Annotated in this window: 15 protein-coding genes; 4 read left to right on the top strand and 11 right to left on the bottom strand. The window is 61.0% G+C overall.

The window, feature by feature from the left end:
• Positions 1–4 precede the first annotated feature (4 nt).
• From B5E43_RS11535 to B5E43_RS11525, 3 genes are read left to right on the top strand one after another with little or no spacing between them, the layout of a single operon-like run.
• Complete coding sequence (locus B5E43_RS11535) at positions 5–796, top strand: DUF4430 domain-containing protein (protein WP_087396865.1); 792 nt, start codon at positions 5–7, stop codon at positions 794–796.
• Entirely contained in the window at positions 793–1665 is an 873-nt protein-coding gene (locus B5E43_RS11530) for an energy-coupling factor transporter transmembrane component T (protein ID WP_087396863.1), read from the top strand. Before B5E43_RS11535 ends, B5E43_RS11530 begins: the two co-directional genes overlap by 4 nt.
• Complete coding sequence (locus B5E43_RS11525; protein WP_087396861.1) at positions 1638–4250, top strand: ATP-binding cassette domain-containing protein; 2613 nt, start codon at positions 1638–1640, stop codon at positions 4248–4250. Before B5E43_RS11530 ends, B5E43_RS11525 begins: the two co-directional genes overlap by 28 nt.
• Positions 4251–4319: 69 nt before the next feature.
• On the opposite strand, the gene gdhA is transcribed toward B5E43_RS11525, so the two are convergent.
• The 11 genes from gdhA to B5E43_RS11470 form a co-directional block, all read right to left on the bottom strand.
• On the bottom strand, positions 4320–5672 hold the full coding sequence (gene gdhA, locus B5E43_RS11520) for an NADP-specific glutamate dehydrogenase (RefSeq protein WP_087396859.1): 1353 nt from the start codon (positions 5670–5672) through the stop codon (positions 4320–4322).
• Positions 5673–5950: 278 nt separating this feature from the next.
• Positions 5951–6808 (bottom strand): GNAT family N-acetyltransferase, encoded by an 858-nt coding sequence (locus tag B5E43_RS11515; protein WP_158099045.1) that lies wholly within the window; start codon positions 6806–6808, stop codon positions 5951–5953.
• A gap of 77 nt (positions 6809–6885) precedes the next feature.
• Positions 6886–7098 (bottom strand): PspC domain-containing protein, encoded by a 213-nt coding sequence (locus B5E43_RS11510; protein ID WP_087396855.1) that lies wholly within the window; start codon positions 7096–7098, stop codon positions 6886–6888.
• A 127-nt stretch (positions 7099–7225) separates the two neighbouring features.
• On the bottom strand, positions 7226–8407 hold the full coding sequence (locus tag B5E43_RS11505; RefSeq protein WP_087396853.1) for a DEAD/DEAH box helicase: 1182 nt from the start codon (positions 8405–8407) through the stop codon (positions 7226–7228).
• Positions 8408–8692: 285 nt separating this feature from the next.
• Positions 8693–10063 (bottom strand): trypsin-like peptidase domain-containing protein, encoded by a 1371-nt coding sequence (locus B5E43_RS11500; protein ID WP_087396851.1) that lies wholly within the window; start codon positions 10061–10063, stop codon positions 8693–8695.
• 123 nt (positions 10064–10186) lie between these two features.
• The gene (gene ytvI / locus B5E43_RS11495) at positions 10187–11362 is read right to left on the bottom strand and encodes a sporulation integral membrane protein YtvI (protein WP_087396849.1); all 1176 of its coding nucleotides are present in this window, start codon (positions 11360–11362) and stop codon (positions 10187–10189) included.
• Positions 11363–11482: 120 nt separating this feature from the next.
• A complete protein-coding gene (locus tag B5E43_RS11490; protein ID WP_087396847.1) occupies positions 11483–12346 on the bottom strand; it encodes a DegV family protein in 864 nt (287 codons plus the stop codon).
• 92 nt (positions 12347–12438) lie between these two features.
• Entirely contained in the window at positions 12439–12642 is a 204-nt protein-coding gene (locus tag B5E43_RS11485) for a DUF896 domain-containing protein (protein ID WP_087396845.1), read from the bottom strand.
• Entirely contained in the window at positions 12639–12857 is a 219-nt protein-coding gene (locus B5E43_RS11480) for a DUF4177 domain-containing protein (RefSeq protein WP_158099044.1), read from the bottom strand. Before B5E43_RS11480 ends, B5E43_RS11485 begins: the two co-directional genes overlap by 4 nt.
• A 32-nt stretch (positions 12858–12889) precedes the next feature.
• Positions 12890–13690, bottom strand: coding sequence for a YlmH/Sll1252 family protein (locus tag B5E43_RS11475; RefSeq protein ID WP_087396841.1), 801 nt, complete (start codon positions 13688–13690; stop codon positions 12890–12892).
• Between the two features lie 110 nt (positions 13691–13800).
• On the bottom strand, positions 13801–14130 hold the full coding sequence (locus B5E43_RS11470; RefSeq protein WP_087396839.1) for a helix-turn-helix transcriptional regulator: 330 nt from the start codon (positions 14128–14130) through the stop codon (positions 13801–13803).
• 169 nt (positions 14131–14299) lie between these two features.
• Here B5E43_RS11470 and B5E43_RS15150 point away from each other — a divergent pair, with 169 nt between their 5' ends.
• The gene (locus B5E43_RS15150; protein ID WP_158099043.1) at positions 14300–14443 is read left to right on the top strand and encodes a hypothetical protein; all 144 of its coding nucleotides are present in this window, start codon (positions 14300–14302) and stop codon (positions 14441–14443) included.
• Positions 14444–14495: the final 52 nt, after the last annotated feature.

Here is a 14495-nt window from a genome sequence, read left to right as displayed (position 1 = left end):
TGGTATGACTCCAAAGAAAAAGATCCTAACCCTGGCCGCTGTGGTGGTAGTGCTGGCCGCCGCCTTCTGGTATGGCGGAAACGCCCCCGGTTTGCAGGGCTGGCAGATTTCCTCTCCCTCCCAGTCGGCCGCCTCCTCGGGCCCTTGCTCATCGGGTTCCTCGCTGGCTGACCTGGAAAGTGCCTCCACCCAGCCGGACACCTCTTCTCTGGATTTCCCTGCACCTGACCAGTCCCCTTCTCAGTCCTCTCCGGAGACCGACGCCTCTGCCTCCGCCCCCCAGGCCCCGGAGGACCCCAAGGCAGACACGCCTCCCGCTTCGTCCTCCTCCCCCTCCGCCTCTCTCTCCTCCGGGGACAGCTCCGTCCCCCAGGAGACGGACCCAGAGCCCGTCTCTCTCACCTGCACCATTTCCATCCGCTGTGACCCGGTTTTGGAGCACATGGACTGGTTGGACCCGGACAAAGCGGAGCTCATCCCCGCTGACGGGGTGATCCTGGCTGAGACTCAGGCCTCCTTCCAGGAGGGGGAGACTGTCTTTGACCTCCTCCAGCGTCTGACCCGGCAAGAGGGCATCCACATGGAGGCCTCCTTCACCCCGGGCTACAACTCCAGCTACGTGGAGGGCATCGACAACCTCTATGAATTTGACTGCGGACAGCAGTCCGGATGGCTCTACCGGGTCAACGGCTCCTCGCCCGGCTACTCCAGCTCCCAATACGTCCTGTCGGACGGGGACCGGGTGGAGTGGCTCTACACCTGCGATCTGGGCCAGGATGTGGGGGCGGCCCAATGAGAGACGCCTTTTCCTCCTGTCACCCGGCGGTCAACGCCCTCTGGTTTGCCCTGGTGCTAGCGGTCACCGTCACCTCCTTTCACCCCCTGCTTCTGCTCACCGCCCTGGTCTGCGCCCTGTTCTGGGGCTTCCGTCTGGGTACCCGGTGGGGAGTGGGCGTGCTGCTGATTCTCTTTCTCACCGCCGCCCTCTGCAACCCCCTCTTCACCCACGCGGGGGCCACCGTGCTGGCCTACTTCCCCAACGGCAACCCTCTCACCCTGGAATCCATTCTCTTTGGACTGGGAGCCGGTCTGATGCTGCTGGCCGCCACGGCCCTGCTGCGCTGCGCCTGCCGGGTGCTCACCGCGGACAAATGGATGTGCTTGCTGGGCAAATCCTTTCCCGTTTTATCCCTGCTGCTCTCCATGTCCCTGCGTGCCCTGCCCCGCTTTTCCGCCCGGCTGTCTCAGGCCCGGCTGGCCCAGCGACAGGTGGGGCTAAGCGGCCACGGGATTCTGGGGCGGGCCAGGCAGGGGGTGCGCCTGCTGTCCATTCTCACCTCCTGGTCCCTGGAGGAGGCCTTGACCACCGCCGACTCTATGGAGAGCCGGGGGTACGGTCTGCCCGGACGGACCGCCTACACCAATTACACCCTGGACCGCCGGGACCGCCAGCTGCTGGTCCTGCTGGCCGCCCAGGGAAGCTATTTATTTCTCATGCTCCTGCGGGGCAGCCTCTCCTGGCGCTACTACCCCACGGTGAAGTGGATCCCCCTGGACCTGTGGTTTCTGACCGCCTGGCTGGACTGGGCGGTTCTGTGCGCTCTGCCCCTGATTTTGGCCTGGAAGGAGGAACGGACTTGGAACTGTATCAACTGCAAGGACTGACCTTCTCCTACCCCGGTCAGGACCAGCCCGCCCTGTCCTCCATCCAGCTGGACATTCATCCCGGAGAGTGGCTCACCCTTCTGGGGGCCTCAGGCTGCGGAAAGACCACCTTGCTGCGCCAGCTCAAGCCCGCCCTCACCCCCCACGGCAGCCGCCGGGGACACATTCTCTTTCTGGGCCAGCCCCTGGAGCAGCTCTCCCCCGCCCAGCAGGCCAGCCAAATTGGATTTGTCCTCCAATCTCCGGAGGATCAGATCGTCACGGACAAGGTCTGGCATGAGCTGGCCTTCGGCCTGGAGAGCCTGGGGCTGCCCCGGGAGGTCATCCGGGCCCGGGTGGCGGAGATGGCCAGCTTCTTTGGTCTGGAGGACTGGTTTGACCGGGACACCGCCTCCCTGTCGGGGGGACAGAAGCAGCTGCTGAATCTGGCCGCCATCATGGCCATGGACCCCCAGGTGCTGCTGCTGGATGAGCCCACCAGTCAGCTGGACCCCATTGCGGCCCAGACCTTTTTGGATTGTCTGAGCCGAATTAACCGGGAGCTGGGCACCACCATCGTGCTCTCGGAGCACCGGCTGGAGCAGGCCCTCCCCCTCTCCCACCGCTGCCTTTTTTTAGAGGACGGCCAGCTGCGCTTTTTAGGCTCCCCCCAGGAGCTGGGCCGCTTTCTGCGCCAGCAAGAGCATCCCATGGTCCAGGCTATGCCCACCCCCATGCGGGTGTGGATGTCGGTGGGGGAACAGGGGGACTGCCCGGTGACGGTGAGCGAGGGCCGGCAGTGGCTGGGCTCCTTTGCCCAGCGTCATCCGCTCTCCCCTCTGCCCCTGGTCTCCTCTCCTCCCCCCGCTCCTGCCGCCCTGGAGGCCCGGGAGCTCTGGTTCCGGTATCAGAAGGAGGGAGAGGACGTTCTCAAGGGGCTGTCGGTGTCCATCCCCAGGGGCAGCCGCTTTGCCATTTTGGGTGGAAACGGGGCGGGCAAAAGCACCCTTCTCTCCCTACTCGGTGGTGGGAACCGCCCCCTGCGGGGGTCCGTCTCCCTCCTGGGCCGTCCCCTATCCCAATGGGGGAAGGAGGAGCTTTACCAGGGCGGACTGGCGGTACTGCCTCAAAACCCAAAGGCCCTCTTCTCCGCCCGGTCTGTGGAGGAGGAGCTATCCCTTGCCGCCCCCCCTCCTGACCGTCTGAAGGAGGTCATCACCCTGTGCCATCTGGAGGGGCTGCTGGGCCGCCACCCCTACGATCTGTCCGGAGGGGAGCAGCAGCGGGCCGCCTTGGCCAAGGTGCTGCTGGCCCAGCCCCAGGTCCTTCTCCTGGACGAGCCTACCAAGGGCATGGACTTGCCCTTCCAGGAGGAATTTGCCGCTTTGTTGGAAGCGCTCAGCGCCCGGGGCATCACGGTGGTCCTGGTCAGCCATGACATTGAGTTTTGTGCCAGCCACGCCACCCACTGTGCCCTCCTGTTCGGCGGCATTCTCACCGCCCAGGGGGAACCCCACTCCTTCTTCTCCCAAAACCGGTTTTACACCACCGCCGCCAGCCGCATGGCCCGGGACCTGATCCCTCAGGCCATCACCTCTCAGGAGTTGATTGGCTGCTGCTGCGGCCGGGAGCCTCAGCTTACCCCATTCTCCTATGTTCAGCCCTCCGTCTCCCGGCACCCGGAACGGGAACCCGCCGCTTCTTCTACCTCCTCCCCGCCCCGGTGGCTGGGGCTGCTTCTCATTGGGCTGTGTCTGGCTGCCGGGCTGCTGGCCTGGCAGGGCGTGCCTTGGCTGGCCGGTTTGGCAGGGGGGAGCTGGCTGTCCTCCCTGCTGTGGCTACTCACGGCCGCCGGCGGCCTGTGGCTGCTGGGCCTGGGCCGTCTCCCCCTCCAGCGCCTTCCCCGCTCTCCAGGCAGGCCCCGCCGCTCTACACTCCTGCTCACTGGGGTGTGCCTGCTGGTCCTGATCCCCCTTACCCTCCTGGCAGGGGTATACCTCCTCCAGGACCGGAAGTATTACTTTATCTCCCTTCTGGTTCTTTTGGAGGCCCTGGCTCCTGTGTTTTTGTCCCTGGAGGGCTCCCGTCCACAGGCCAGGATGCTGGTGCTCCTGTCCGCCCTGGCCGCTCTGGCGGCAGCGGGACGCGCCGCCTTTTTCATGCTGCCCCAGTTCAAGCCGGGGGCTGCCATCGCCATTGTGGCGGGGGTGGCCTTTGGCGGGCAGGCGGGATTCTTGGTGGGAGCCTTGTCCATGTTGCTCTCCAACTTTTTCTATGTTCAGGGAGCGTGGACCCCGTGGCAGATGGCCGCCATGGGCCTGGTGGGCCTGCTGGCCGGCTGGCTGAGCCGCTGGGTGGGACGCAGCCGCTTCTCCCTGGCCCTATATGGCTTCCTCTCCGTCATTCTCCTCTACGGGGGACTGCTCAACCCCGCCTCCCTATTGATGTTTCAGCCCCACCCCACCCTCTCCATGATCGTCGCCTCCTGGACTCTGGGTTTCCCCATGGACCTGGTCCACGGGGCTGGAACCGCCTTTTTCCTTTGGGCAGGCGGCCCCCCTCTGCTGGAACAGCTGGAGCGGATGCGAACGAAATACGGCTTATAGGCACAAAAAAGGAGCCCCGCATCTGCGGGGCTCCTTTTTTATCGATATCCTTTCAGGTTCGGTTTCGGCTTAGAAAATGCCCTGAGCCATCATGGCGTCGGCCACCTTCTGGAAGCCCACGATGTTGGCACCAGCCACCAGATCGTAGCCCAGACCATAGCGCTCGGCCACTTCCACGGAGGAGTGATAGATGTTCTTCATGATGCCCTTCAGCTTGGCATCCACTTCCTCAGCGGTCCAGTACAGGCGCTCGGCGTTCTGGGCCATCTCCAGCTCGGACACGGACACGCCGCCGGCGTTGACAGCCTTGGAGGGGGCAACCACCATGTTGGGCTGCTTCTTCAGGAACTCCAGAGCCTCGTTGGTGGTGGGCATGTTGGCCACTTCGATGTAGTACTTCACGCCGGACTCGGCAATCTTCTTGGCCCAATCCAAGTTGACGTCGTTCTGGGTAGCGGCGGGCATGTAGATGTCCACGTCCTTGACGCCCCAGCACTTCTGACCGGGCACGAACTCGCAGCCGAACTTCTCGGCGTAGGGCTGGCAGTGCATCGGATCCTTGGCGCGCATCTCCAGGATGTAGTTGAGCTTCTCCTCGGTGTTCACGCCATCGGGATCGTGGATGTAGCCGTCGGGGCCGGCAAAGTAGGTGACCTTGGCGCCCAGCTCAGCGGCCTTCTTCATGATGCCCCAGCCCACGTTGCCGTAGCCGGACATGGCGATGCGCTTGCCCTTGATGTCCTCGCCGTCGTGCTTCAGGGCCTCTACCAGATAGTAGACAGCGCCGTAGCCGGTAGCCTCGGGACGCAGGATGGAACCGCCGGTGCACACGGCCTTGCCGGACAGAGCGCCAAACTCAGCAGCGCCCACCAGACGGCGATACTGACCATACATATAGCCGATCTCACGGCCACCGCAGCCCAGGTCGCCGGCGGGGCAGTCGATGTCCTGGCCGATGTGGCGGTACAGCTCGCTGATAAAGGCCTGGCAGAAACGCATGACCTCAGCGTCGCTCTTGCCGCGAGGATCGAAGTCGGAACCGCCCTTGGCACCGCCGATGGGCAGGCCGGTCATGGCGTCCTTAAAGACCTGCTCGAAGCCCAGGAACTTGATGATGGACAGGTTGACGGAGGGGTCGAAGCGGATGCCGCCCTTGTAGGGGCCCAAGGCCGCGTTGTACTGCACGCGGTAGCCACGGTTGACATGCCAGACGTGGTTGTCATCTTCCCAGGTCACACGGAACTCGATGGTGCGCTCAGGCTCCACCATACGCTCCAGCAGGCAAGCCGCCTCGTACTCGGGATGGGCATTGATGACAGGTTCCAGAGAGGACAGAACCTCCTCCACAGTCTGCAGGAACTCGGGCTCGTTGGCGTTCTTCGCCTTGGTCTCAGCCAAGACTCTCTCGATGTACTTGTTCATGACGTTTTTCCTCCTGTTGTATGGATTATTGGAACACGTTTTGACGGATTGCCTTCATTTTCTGGGGGTAGTGCCGTTTTTTCCGGAATCATCCGGCTGTGTCGCTTTATATGTATAGCATACCACAAAAACTGAAAGAGTAAATCAGAATTTTTGTGGGGGCTGCCACAATCAAATAGTTGTGGTGGAAAAAATCGCCTCTATTTTTCCCCTGTCAAAAACAAAAAACAGCCGTTCTCACAAAAGAAAACGGCTGTTTTTGTATACAACGCAAGAAATCAGTCAAAGGCCAGGCCCAGATAGGCGGTTTGGCTCCCGTCCCAACCGGCCTGTCCCTTGGGGGAGAGCCATTTCACCATCCCAAAAAGGACTGCATCCCCCGGACAGCGGAGGATTCCGGACCACCGGGGCAACAGGGGAAACAGGGCCTGCTCCCCCTGTTCCTCCACCCCCGGCGGGGCCAGAAACTCTTTCACCAGTAGCTGTCCGTTCTCCATTCCCTCCGTACATACCGCGGCAGGACCACAGGGGGTGGTCAGGGCATACAGCCCTCCGCCCGGACACAGGGCGCTGGCTCCCGCCTGATAGGCCAGAGCCTCCTCGTCCAGGGTAATATGGGCCCTCCCCTTCAGCCGCTCCTCCCGAAGGGCAGCGTACTGCCGGGGGGAGAGGGGCACCAGGGACAGCCCTCCGGCCCCCGGCCCATCCTCTCTGGGTACAACCGTGCGCTGGCTGTGGGTAAAGCACTCCTGGAACCCGTTTCGGGCGAAAAATCGGTGGAGGCTGGGCTGGGCCGGCACGGTGGATACCGCCTCCATGCCCAATTCGCCCAGGTGCTGATCCGCCCAGGCCAGCAGAGCCCCCGCCAGTCCCCGTCCCTGGCACCGAGGGTGGGTGGCCACCGCATACAGATAGGCGGTGGGGACACTGGCTTGGCCGGGGATCACAAATCGGGTGTCAAACCAGGCGGTCATGGCCCGCACCTGGCCCCCCTCCTCCAGCACCAGTACCCGGTCCGGGCGGTAATAGGTACGGTAAAAGTTATCCACATAGGCTCCGTCATCCCCAAAGCACAGCGACCACAATTCCCGCTGGGCGGAAATATCCTCGGGGGTTGAGACGCGGATGGTCTCCATGTTACTCCACTTCCTTTCCCGTTGGGCCAAAACGCCCATATGACAAGCGGCCCCCGCTTCCCGCGGGGGCCTGCTGCTTAATAGTCCGGATAAATGGTACTCTTGGTGGGCATGATGATGGCACAGGCTACATAGGCCCAAAATCCCACCGAGAAGGTGACGAAGCTGGCAATGACCCAGCCTACCCGCACCAAGGTGGGGTCCACATCAAAATACTCTGCCAGCCCGCCGCACACGCCGCACAGCATCTTATAGGGGCCCTCGGTCCGGTACAGTCTCTTTTTTCCCATATATAGTCCCTCCTGTTTCAGAACATCCCTGGCGGGAAGGAGAACTGCTCTCTATGTTCAGCATACGCTTCTTCCCGCCAAAAATCCATGGAAAGAAGATTAAAATTCCCTGAAAGGACTCCGGTCCTTACTTCCGCTCCACCGCGGCCACCAGGTCCCCCTTCTCATTGAAGTGGACAGACCGAATCTGGCTGCCGGTGAGCTTGATAATCTCATCCAGCCGCACGCTCTCTGTCACGGAGGACACCAGAGAGAAGGCCACGCCGTGGCGCTTGGCTCTTCCGGTTCGGCCGATGCGGTGGATATAATACTCATTTTCGTCGGGGACGTCGTAGTTGAATACCGCGTCCACATCGTCGATATCCAGGCCCCGGGCGGCCACGTCGGTGGCCACCAACACCCGCATCTTTCCATCCCGGAATTTCTGTAGGGTCTTCTCCCGCACCGACTGCTGGATATCCCCGTGGATGGCCTGGCAGGAGATGCCCCGCATTTGCAGCAGGCCCACCAGGCGGTCGGTCATGTTCTTGGTGTTGCAGAAGGCGATCACCCGCTCATAGCCCCCCATGTCCAGCAGCCGGGCCACCGTGTCCGCCTTCTCGCCCCGGTCCACGTCCAGGCGGTACTGGGCGATGTCCGGCCGGTTCTCCTGGTCGGCATGGACGGTGATCTCCACCGGAGTGCGCTGGTACACCCAGGAGATGTCCAGCACCTCCCGGGAGATGGTGGCGGAAAACATACCCAGATTCCGCCGGTGGGGCATTTTATCCAGAATGTGGGTCACATCCTGGACAAAGCCCATGTCCAGCATGCGGTCTGCCTCGTCCAGCACCACCGTCTGCACCTTGTCCAGGCGGACGGTGCGCCGCTTCATATGGTCCATCAGACGGCCGGGAGTGGCCACCACGATCTGGGGATTCTTTTTCAGCTGGGTGATTTGCTTGTCGATGGGCTGTCCCCCATACAGGCACACCACCCGCACCCCTTCCTTGAAGGCGCACAGGTCCCGCAGCTCATCCTGAATCTGGATGGCCAGCTCCCGGGTGGGGGCCAGCACCAGTCCCTGGATCTCCCCTACCTCCGGGTCCACATGCTCCACCATGGGGATGCCAAAGGCAAAGGTCTTCCCGGTGCCGGTGGGCGCCTTGGCAATGACATCCTGCCAGTCCATAAAATAGGGGATGGCCCCGGTCTGAATGGGGGTGGCCTGGACATAGCCCTTTTTCTCAATGGCCCGCATCACCTGGGGGGAGAGCCCCAGCTGGTCATAGCGGGCCTGGTCATTTACCGTCTGTCCGTTAATTTCCATGTTCGTTCCTTCTTTCTCTCTGCGTCCCTGTGATCCAAGGCCCCACAATCGACACAGATGATGTCTGGAACGCCGTTTTCCCCGACGCGGCCCCGAATCTCAAGAGGGCTTTGGCCCTCTTCCATATTACTCCATGTTATATTATACCCATTTCTTCCCGTTTGTCCATCCCCTTCCCGCCCCGCAAAAAGGAATGGGACCGGTCCGGAACGGACCGGTCCCGCTTGTGTGGTCGGAGGGACCAAATGAGAAAAGAAGAGAGAAAAAGGTTGGTGTAAACTCAAATTACCAGAAGAAGCTGCCGAAGGGCCACTGGTAGTAATAGCCGCTGTTGCCCTGGCCGGACTGCTGTTGCTGGTTGGACTCCTGCTGGGGCTGGTTGGCCGCTTCGGTCTGCTCGTTCTTCTCGTCAAAGGTAATGGTCAGCTTTATCTCCTCCTGCTGCCGGATCACGGTGAGGGTGGCGGTGTCCCCGGCCTTGTAGTCTCTGGACAAGGCCGCGGTGAGAGCGGTGGAGGAGTCGATGGCGGTATCGTCAATGGCGGTGATGATATCGTTGATCTGCAGCCCCGCCTTCTGGGCGCAGGAGCCCTCCGCCACATAGGACACCACGGCCCCGGCGGAGATGCCGTAGCTCTGGGCCTCGTCGGAGACGCTCTTCACCTGAACGCCCATATAGGGCTTGCCGGTGACGTAGCCGTGCTCAATGAGATCGGAGATGATGTTCTTCACGTCGTTGATGGGGAGGGCGAAGCCCAGGCCCTCGGCGGACACGCCGGAGGAGGACTGGGTATACTTGGCGGAGACGATGCCCACCACGTTGCCGTAGCTGTCAAAGAGGGGGCCGCCGGAGTTGCCCGGGTTGATGGCGCAGTTGGTTTGCAGCACGTTCAGGGTCACCGTCTCGGTCTGGCCATTCTCATTGGTGCTGGAGGTGGTGATCAGCCGGTCCAGAGCGGAAATGAGGCCGTCAGTCAGAGAATAGGTCAGCTCGCCCAGGGGGTTGCCGATGGTGTAGACGGTCTCGCCCACCACCAGCTGGTCGCTGTCGCCCAGCGTAACGGGCTGCAGGCCGGTGGCGTCGATCTTGATGACGGCTACGTCATTTTCCGGCTCCCCGCCCACCAGCTTGGCGGTATACTTGTCGCCGTTGGCGAAGGAGACGTCAATGGTGACGGAGGAGTCCTTCGCCGCGTCCTCGATCACGTGGTAATTGGTGACGATGTAGCCATCCGAGGTGAGGACAAAACCGGAACCACTGGCAGCAGAGGTCGTGACCTGGCCGAAAATGTTCACCTCGGTGTTCACCGTGATGCCCACGCAGGAGGCCAGATTGGCCGCATAGAGCTGCTCAGCCGTCATGGGCTGGCCGCTGTTGGAATTGACCATGGTATCCACCTGGGGGCGCTCCCCCTCGTAGATCACGGTCTCAGGCTGGGTCGCCCGGGCATAGAGGGCTGCGCCTCCTACACCGGCGCCGCCGCCCACGATCACACAGGCCAGCAGCAGCGCGGCAATGCGTTTGCCGTTTCTATGGCCTTTCGGCTTCTTATCCGGCTGGACAGGGCCGCCGGTGGTAGGGATGGGATCGGTGTAATCTCCGAAACCGCCCCGGTATCCGTCATTCTCACTGTTATAAAAATTGAAGTCATCCATGATGGTCCATGCTCCCTTCAAACACGTTCTTTTGTTCTTGTTCCCTTGAACTGACGATATGATAACGCGAAATTATGAAAAAAGCATGAAGAAATCGGGTCTTAATTTTAAACATTCCCGAAACTATTTTTGACCATGGTTTTTAGGCCCCAGCCGCTGGGAGAGAATGGATGCCAGGTCTCCCACTGCCGCCATCACATCCATACGGACGCCGCGGAACAGCCCCATTCCCGCCAGATTCAGCAGCACCAGCAGCACAATGGGACCTAGAATCATTCCCAGCACTCCGGCCAGCCGCATTCCCACATAGATGCTCACCAGAGACAAAATGGGGGACAATCCCGTCTGGTCTCCCACGAATTTTGGCTCCATCACCCGGCGGAACATGGCGATAATGCCCCAGATCACCATCATTTCGATGGCGGTGGAGTAGTCCCGGGTAAACAGGGCGATCACCGCCCAGGGGACCATGACCGTTCCCGCTCCAATGATGGGGATGAAGTCCATAATGGAAAGCACCAGGGCCAGCAGCAAACCATAGGGCTGGTGGACCACAAAGAAACCCACCAACAGGATAAAAAATACCCCCACGGACAACAGCAGCTCCGCCTTCAAATAACCTCCAAAGGCCCCCAGGGCGGTGGACCGCAGCTGCCCCAGGAAGGAGAGCACACTCTCATCCAGGTTCTGGATGGCCCGGGTGCGCAGGTAGGGGTAATCGGCGGTGAGAAAATAGGTGGCCATGACAAAAAAGAGTACGCCCAGCAGGAAGGAGGAGATGGAGACCACCTTGTCCCCGGCATAGCTGGTCAGAATACTCAAATCGGGCGCGGCGGTAGGCAGCAGGCCCACCAGCCAATCCAGCAGTCCCTGGTTGGGCGCCGCAATGGAGATGGGCAGCCTATCCACTAGCTGTCGGAACATCCCATCCAGCTGCTCCATCAGTTCCATTCCCGCCTGGACCAGGGCATCCCAGTTGTTGACCAGGCTCACCAACTCCAGTGCGACAGCCCGAACCAGCCAAGCCAGAGCACCGCCCAGCAGCAGCAACAGCAGTACCAGCAACAGCAGGGTAATGCCCTGCCGGGACCATCCCACTCGGCGCTGTAGCCATTTGACCATAGGGTTGAGAAGGGCAGCAGCGATCAATGCCGCCAAAAAGGGGGCAAACAGCGACAACAGCGGGGGGCCAAACCGGACCAAAATCCAGGCTGCCAGAAGAAACAGCACCAGTCGGATCCCCAGCCGCAGCCACAGCCAGCCCCGTTCCTTCCAGGTAAGTTGTTCAGGGAGCATCATGTGTTCCGCCTTCCTTGGTTTTTTGTTATTGTAGACTAGGATAGCACAAAATAGGTAAATATTCTGTTAAAATTAAAACCGCCGTCCTGTTTTTTCCAGGACGGCGGTTTTCTTCTTTTGTCAGGACCGGTAAATCAGCCCCACCAGGTTGGGGCCGGCATTGATGGCAATGACCCCTCCGATGTAACATTCCGCTGCGGGCTTCTCCCCCAGCGCCTGGCAGCAGGCCTCCTCCAGCTTATCCGCCTGTTCGGCGTTTCCCGCCCGAATCAACAGATAGGGACTGCCCGGCTGTCGCTCCTTCCGGCACAAATCCACCAGGGTGGACAGCACGTTTTTCTCCCCCCGCACCTTGGCAAGGATTTTGGAGTCCCCGTTCTCAAAGGTCATAATGGGCTTCAGGCCCAGCGCCTCCCCCACAAAGGCCGCTGCGGCGGATACCCGACCCGACTTTTTTGCAAAGCGCAGGTCCAGCGGGGCAAACACCACCCGCACATGGTCCATCCAGTCCTGGATATAGTCTACAATCTCCTGGGCCTGGGCGCCGGCGGCAGCCATCTTGGCACCCTCCACCACAGCCCAGCCGTAGCTCATGGTGTAGTTACGGGAGTCAATGATGTGGATATGGAAGCTCTCTTTGGCCTGGGGATGATCCTCATAAAACTCCTCCCGGGCCTGGATGGCGTTTTGATAGGTCGCTGACCCCTTGGAGTTGATGGAGGTGTGGATCAGATCGGTATACCCCTCCTTCCACGCCTGTTCAAAGCACTGGGAAAACAGATAGGGGTTGAGCTGGGCGTGGGTGGGAATCTGGGGAGCAGCCAGCAGCATGTCGTAAAACTCCTGAGGAGTAAAATCCACTCCGTCAGCCAGCTCCCGATCCCCCATGGCAATGGGGAAGGGCAGCACCTGAATCCCCAGTTCCTCCCGTAGAGAAACAGGGATATCTGAGGCGGAATCGGTGGAAAATTTAATATGTGCCATGTCGTCCTCCTTATGTGGTGGGCGGATATTGAACTTGTCGCCTAATCCTTGTTATTATCCCAGAAAGAAGGTTGGTTGTCAACCGGAAGCCCTTACCGCTGCTTGAGCTTTCGCCGGGTTCCGTCGGGGTACTGGATGTAGGTGTTGTCCAGCTGGGCGGTGAGGCTGCGCTTATAGGCCTCAATGTACTCCCGGCGCAGGGCGTCCCGCTCCGCCGTCTCCTCCGCAGTCAGCCCCTCCGGGCTCTTGGCCTTCTTGGCCAGGGCATTGATGCGGTCAATTTTTTCCTGGGTCATCCTCTCTTAACCTCCCGCTCAAAAATCAAGTCGATCCGGTCGATTTGGCCAGTGGCCCGCTGGGTGGTAGGCAGCCAGCCCACATACCGCCACCCCTCTGCCGCCCGCTGGGCGATGACCTCCCGGTGGCCATTGGTGTCAATGCGCACCCCGCCAAATAGGCTGTAGCCTGTTCCCCAGTCGGTGTCCAGGGAGACAAAATCGTATTCCAGCACAGGGTCTGCCCCCTTTCTTTTTGTACTTCTACTTAAATATACCGCTCCAACACCAGCATGGTCCGGCCCTTTTTGGACTGGCCAGGGACCTCCTTTACCACGCATTTCCCCAGGCCCCGGCAGGTAAGGACGTCGCCCTCCTCCACCAGCTTGTCCCCCTTCAGGCACTCCAGGTGGTTGAGGGCCACCTTCCCCGCAGAGATATAACCAGCCGCTTTGGACCGGGACAGAGAAAAGCCCGCCGCCAGCACCGCGTCCAGCCGCGGGGTGGCCACGGTGTCCCGGATGGTCTTCACCTGGGCGGGCCGGACCTCCAGCTGGGACAGGGGCAGCTCCTTCACCGACAGCTCCCAGCGCCCCGCCTGCCCCCACTGGGACAGCAGAATGGGTACCGCCGAACGCAGTGCCACCACCTGGCACCGCCCCTCCTGGGGCAACAGAATGTCCCCCAGCTTCTCTCGGGTCAGTCCCAGACCCATCAGGGAGCCAAGGATGTCCCGGTGGCCCAGAGATGCGCTGGCTGGAAACACAGCCTCCACCGCCGCCAACGGCCCCTCCGGGTCGTTCATCAGGTCCTCTTCCTCCTGCCAGTCGGGCAGAAAGGCGCAGATCCGCCGCTCCGCCTCCGGGTACCCGCCCCAAAAGCAGTGGCGGGGATGGCCCCAGGCCGCCAGCAGGCCGGTCACCGCCGCCCCTTCTCCCGCGGAAAGAAAGGGCGTATGGGCGGGAATGCCCCGGCTCTGGGCCTGCTCCAGCTTGTCCAATACCCGGGCCAACAGCACCCGTTCCTCCCCGCTGCGGGCACAGCGGTCCAGCAGCTCTTTTTTGGTCATCCCGTCCCCTCCTTGTTCGTCCTGACCAGTATAGCTATCCCGCTCCGCCCTGTCAACGGCCAGGCCTCAGGAGCAATCTTCCTGCCTGCCTCATAGCATGGAGTGGGGCACTATCCGATCGTCTGCTCGGCCACCCAAGTAATAAAGCGATGCACCAGCTCCAGCTGCTTGTCATTCAGGCCCCGCAGCCCCTCCGCCACACTCTTCCAGCTCTCGTCGGAGGAGCGGACCGCACCTACCAAAAATTCATCTGGGGTGGTATCCAGCGCCATGGCCAGGCGCATCACCACTTCTGTGGAGGGGATGGACACTGCCCGCTCGATGTTGGAAAGATATTGATCGCTGATCTCACACCGTTCCGCCACCTGGGATTGGGTCAGACGCAGCTCCTTTCTCCGCTTGGCGACCCGGCCTCCTATGGTGCCATAATCCACCTGCATCTGTGTGCCTCCTCTCATTTCCTATCAGGGGTATCATATCCTTAACCCAAGAGAAATAAGAATCGTTTTGTAGTTTATTTATAAACTTGACATTATATTTTTTAGACATTATAGTAGAGTAATCAACTAATACCAGAACTTTTTTCATAAGGAAGAGGTGAGGTGCCCTATGCGGCCCAATACTCCGGGGCTTTTGGAACATCTGGCCGATGAAATAGGGACCGATATGCTCTCCGATTTACGTGACCCCGCCAAGCGGGATGCTCTGCTCCAGTTGCTAACCAAAATTCCGCCCGAGGCGCTACTCCGCTAAGGAATGGAAAAATGCCCTATGCTATCTCCTGGCCCCACCCTTTCCCACCCCC

Origin of the sequence: Flavonifractor sp. An100, from assembly GCF_002161175.1 — a bacterium.
Lineage (GTDB): Bacteria > Bacillota > Clostridia > Oscillospirales > Oscillospiraceae > Lawsonibacter.
This window is presented reverse-complemented; position numbering and strand designations above follow the sequence as displayed.

Bases quoted from the DNA above. Each gene is read 5' to 3' on its own strand.
- B5E43_RS15150 (WP_158099043.1), top strand. From the start codon at position 14,300: ATGCGGCCCAATACTCCGGGGCTTTTGGAACATCTGGCCGATGAAATA.
- B5E43_RS11505 (WP_087396853.1), bottom strand. From the start codon at position 8,407: ATGGAAATTAACGGACAGACGGTAAATGACCAGGCCCGCTATGACCAG.
- B5E43_RS11485 (WP_087396845.1), bottom strand. From the start codon at position 12,642: ATGACCCAGGAAAAAATTGACCGCATCAATGCCCTGGCCAAGAAGGCC.
- B5E43_RS11500 (WP_087396851.1), bottom strand. From the start codon at position 10,063: ATGGATGACTTCAATTTTTATAACAGTGAGAATGACGGATACCGGGGC.
- B5E43_RS11530 (WP_087396863.1), top strand. From the start codon at position 793: ATGAGAGACGCCTTTTCCTCCTGTCACCCGGCGGTCAACGCCCTCTGG.
- B5E43_RS11535 (WP_087396865.1), top strand. From the start codon at position 5: ATGACTCCAAAGAAAAAGATCCTAACCCTGGCCGCTGTGGTGGTAGTG.
- B5E43_RS11510 (WP_087396855.1), bottom strand. From the start codon at position 7,098: ATGGGAAAAAAGAGACTGTACCGGACCGAGGGCCCCTATAAGATGCTG.
- B5E43_RS11470 (WP_087396839.1), bottom strand. From the start codon at position 14,130: ATGCAGGTGGATTATGGCACCATAGGAGGCCGGGTCGCCAAGCGGAGA.
- B5E43_RS11515 (WP_158099045.1), bottom strand. From the start codon at position 6,808: ATGGAGACCATCCGCGTCTCAACCCCCGAGGATATTTCCGCCCAGCGG.
- ytvI (WP_087396849.1), bottom strand. From the start codon at position 11,362: ATGATGCTCCCTGAACAACTTACCTGGAAGGAACGGGGCTGGCTGTGG.
- gdhA (WP_087396859.1), bottom strand. From the start codon at position 5,672: ATGAACAAGTACATCGAGAGAGTCTTGGCTGAGACCAAGGCGAAGAAC.
- B5E43_RS11490 (WP_087396847.1), bottom strand. From the start codon at position 12,346: ATGGCACATATTAAATTTTCCACCGATTCCGCCTCAGATATCCCTGTT.
- B5E43_RS11475 (WP_087396841.1), bottom strand. From the start codon at position 13,690: ATGACCAAAAAAGAGCTGCTGGACCGCTGTGCCCGCAGCGGGGAGGAA.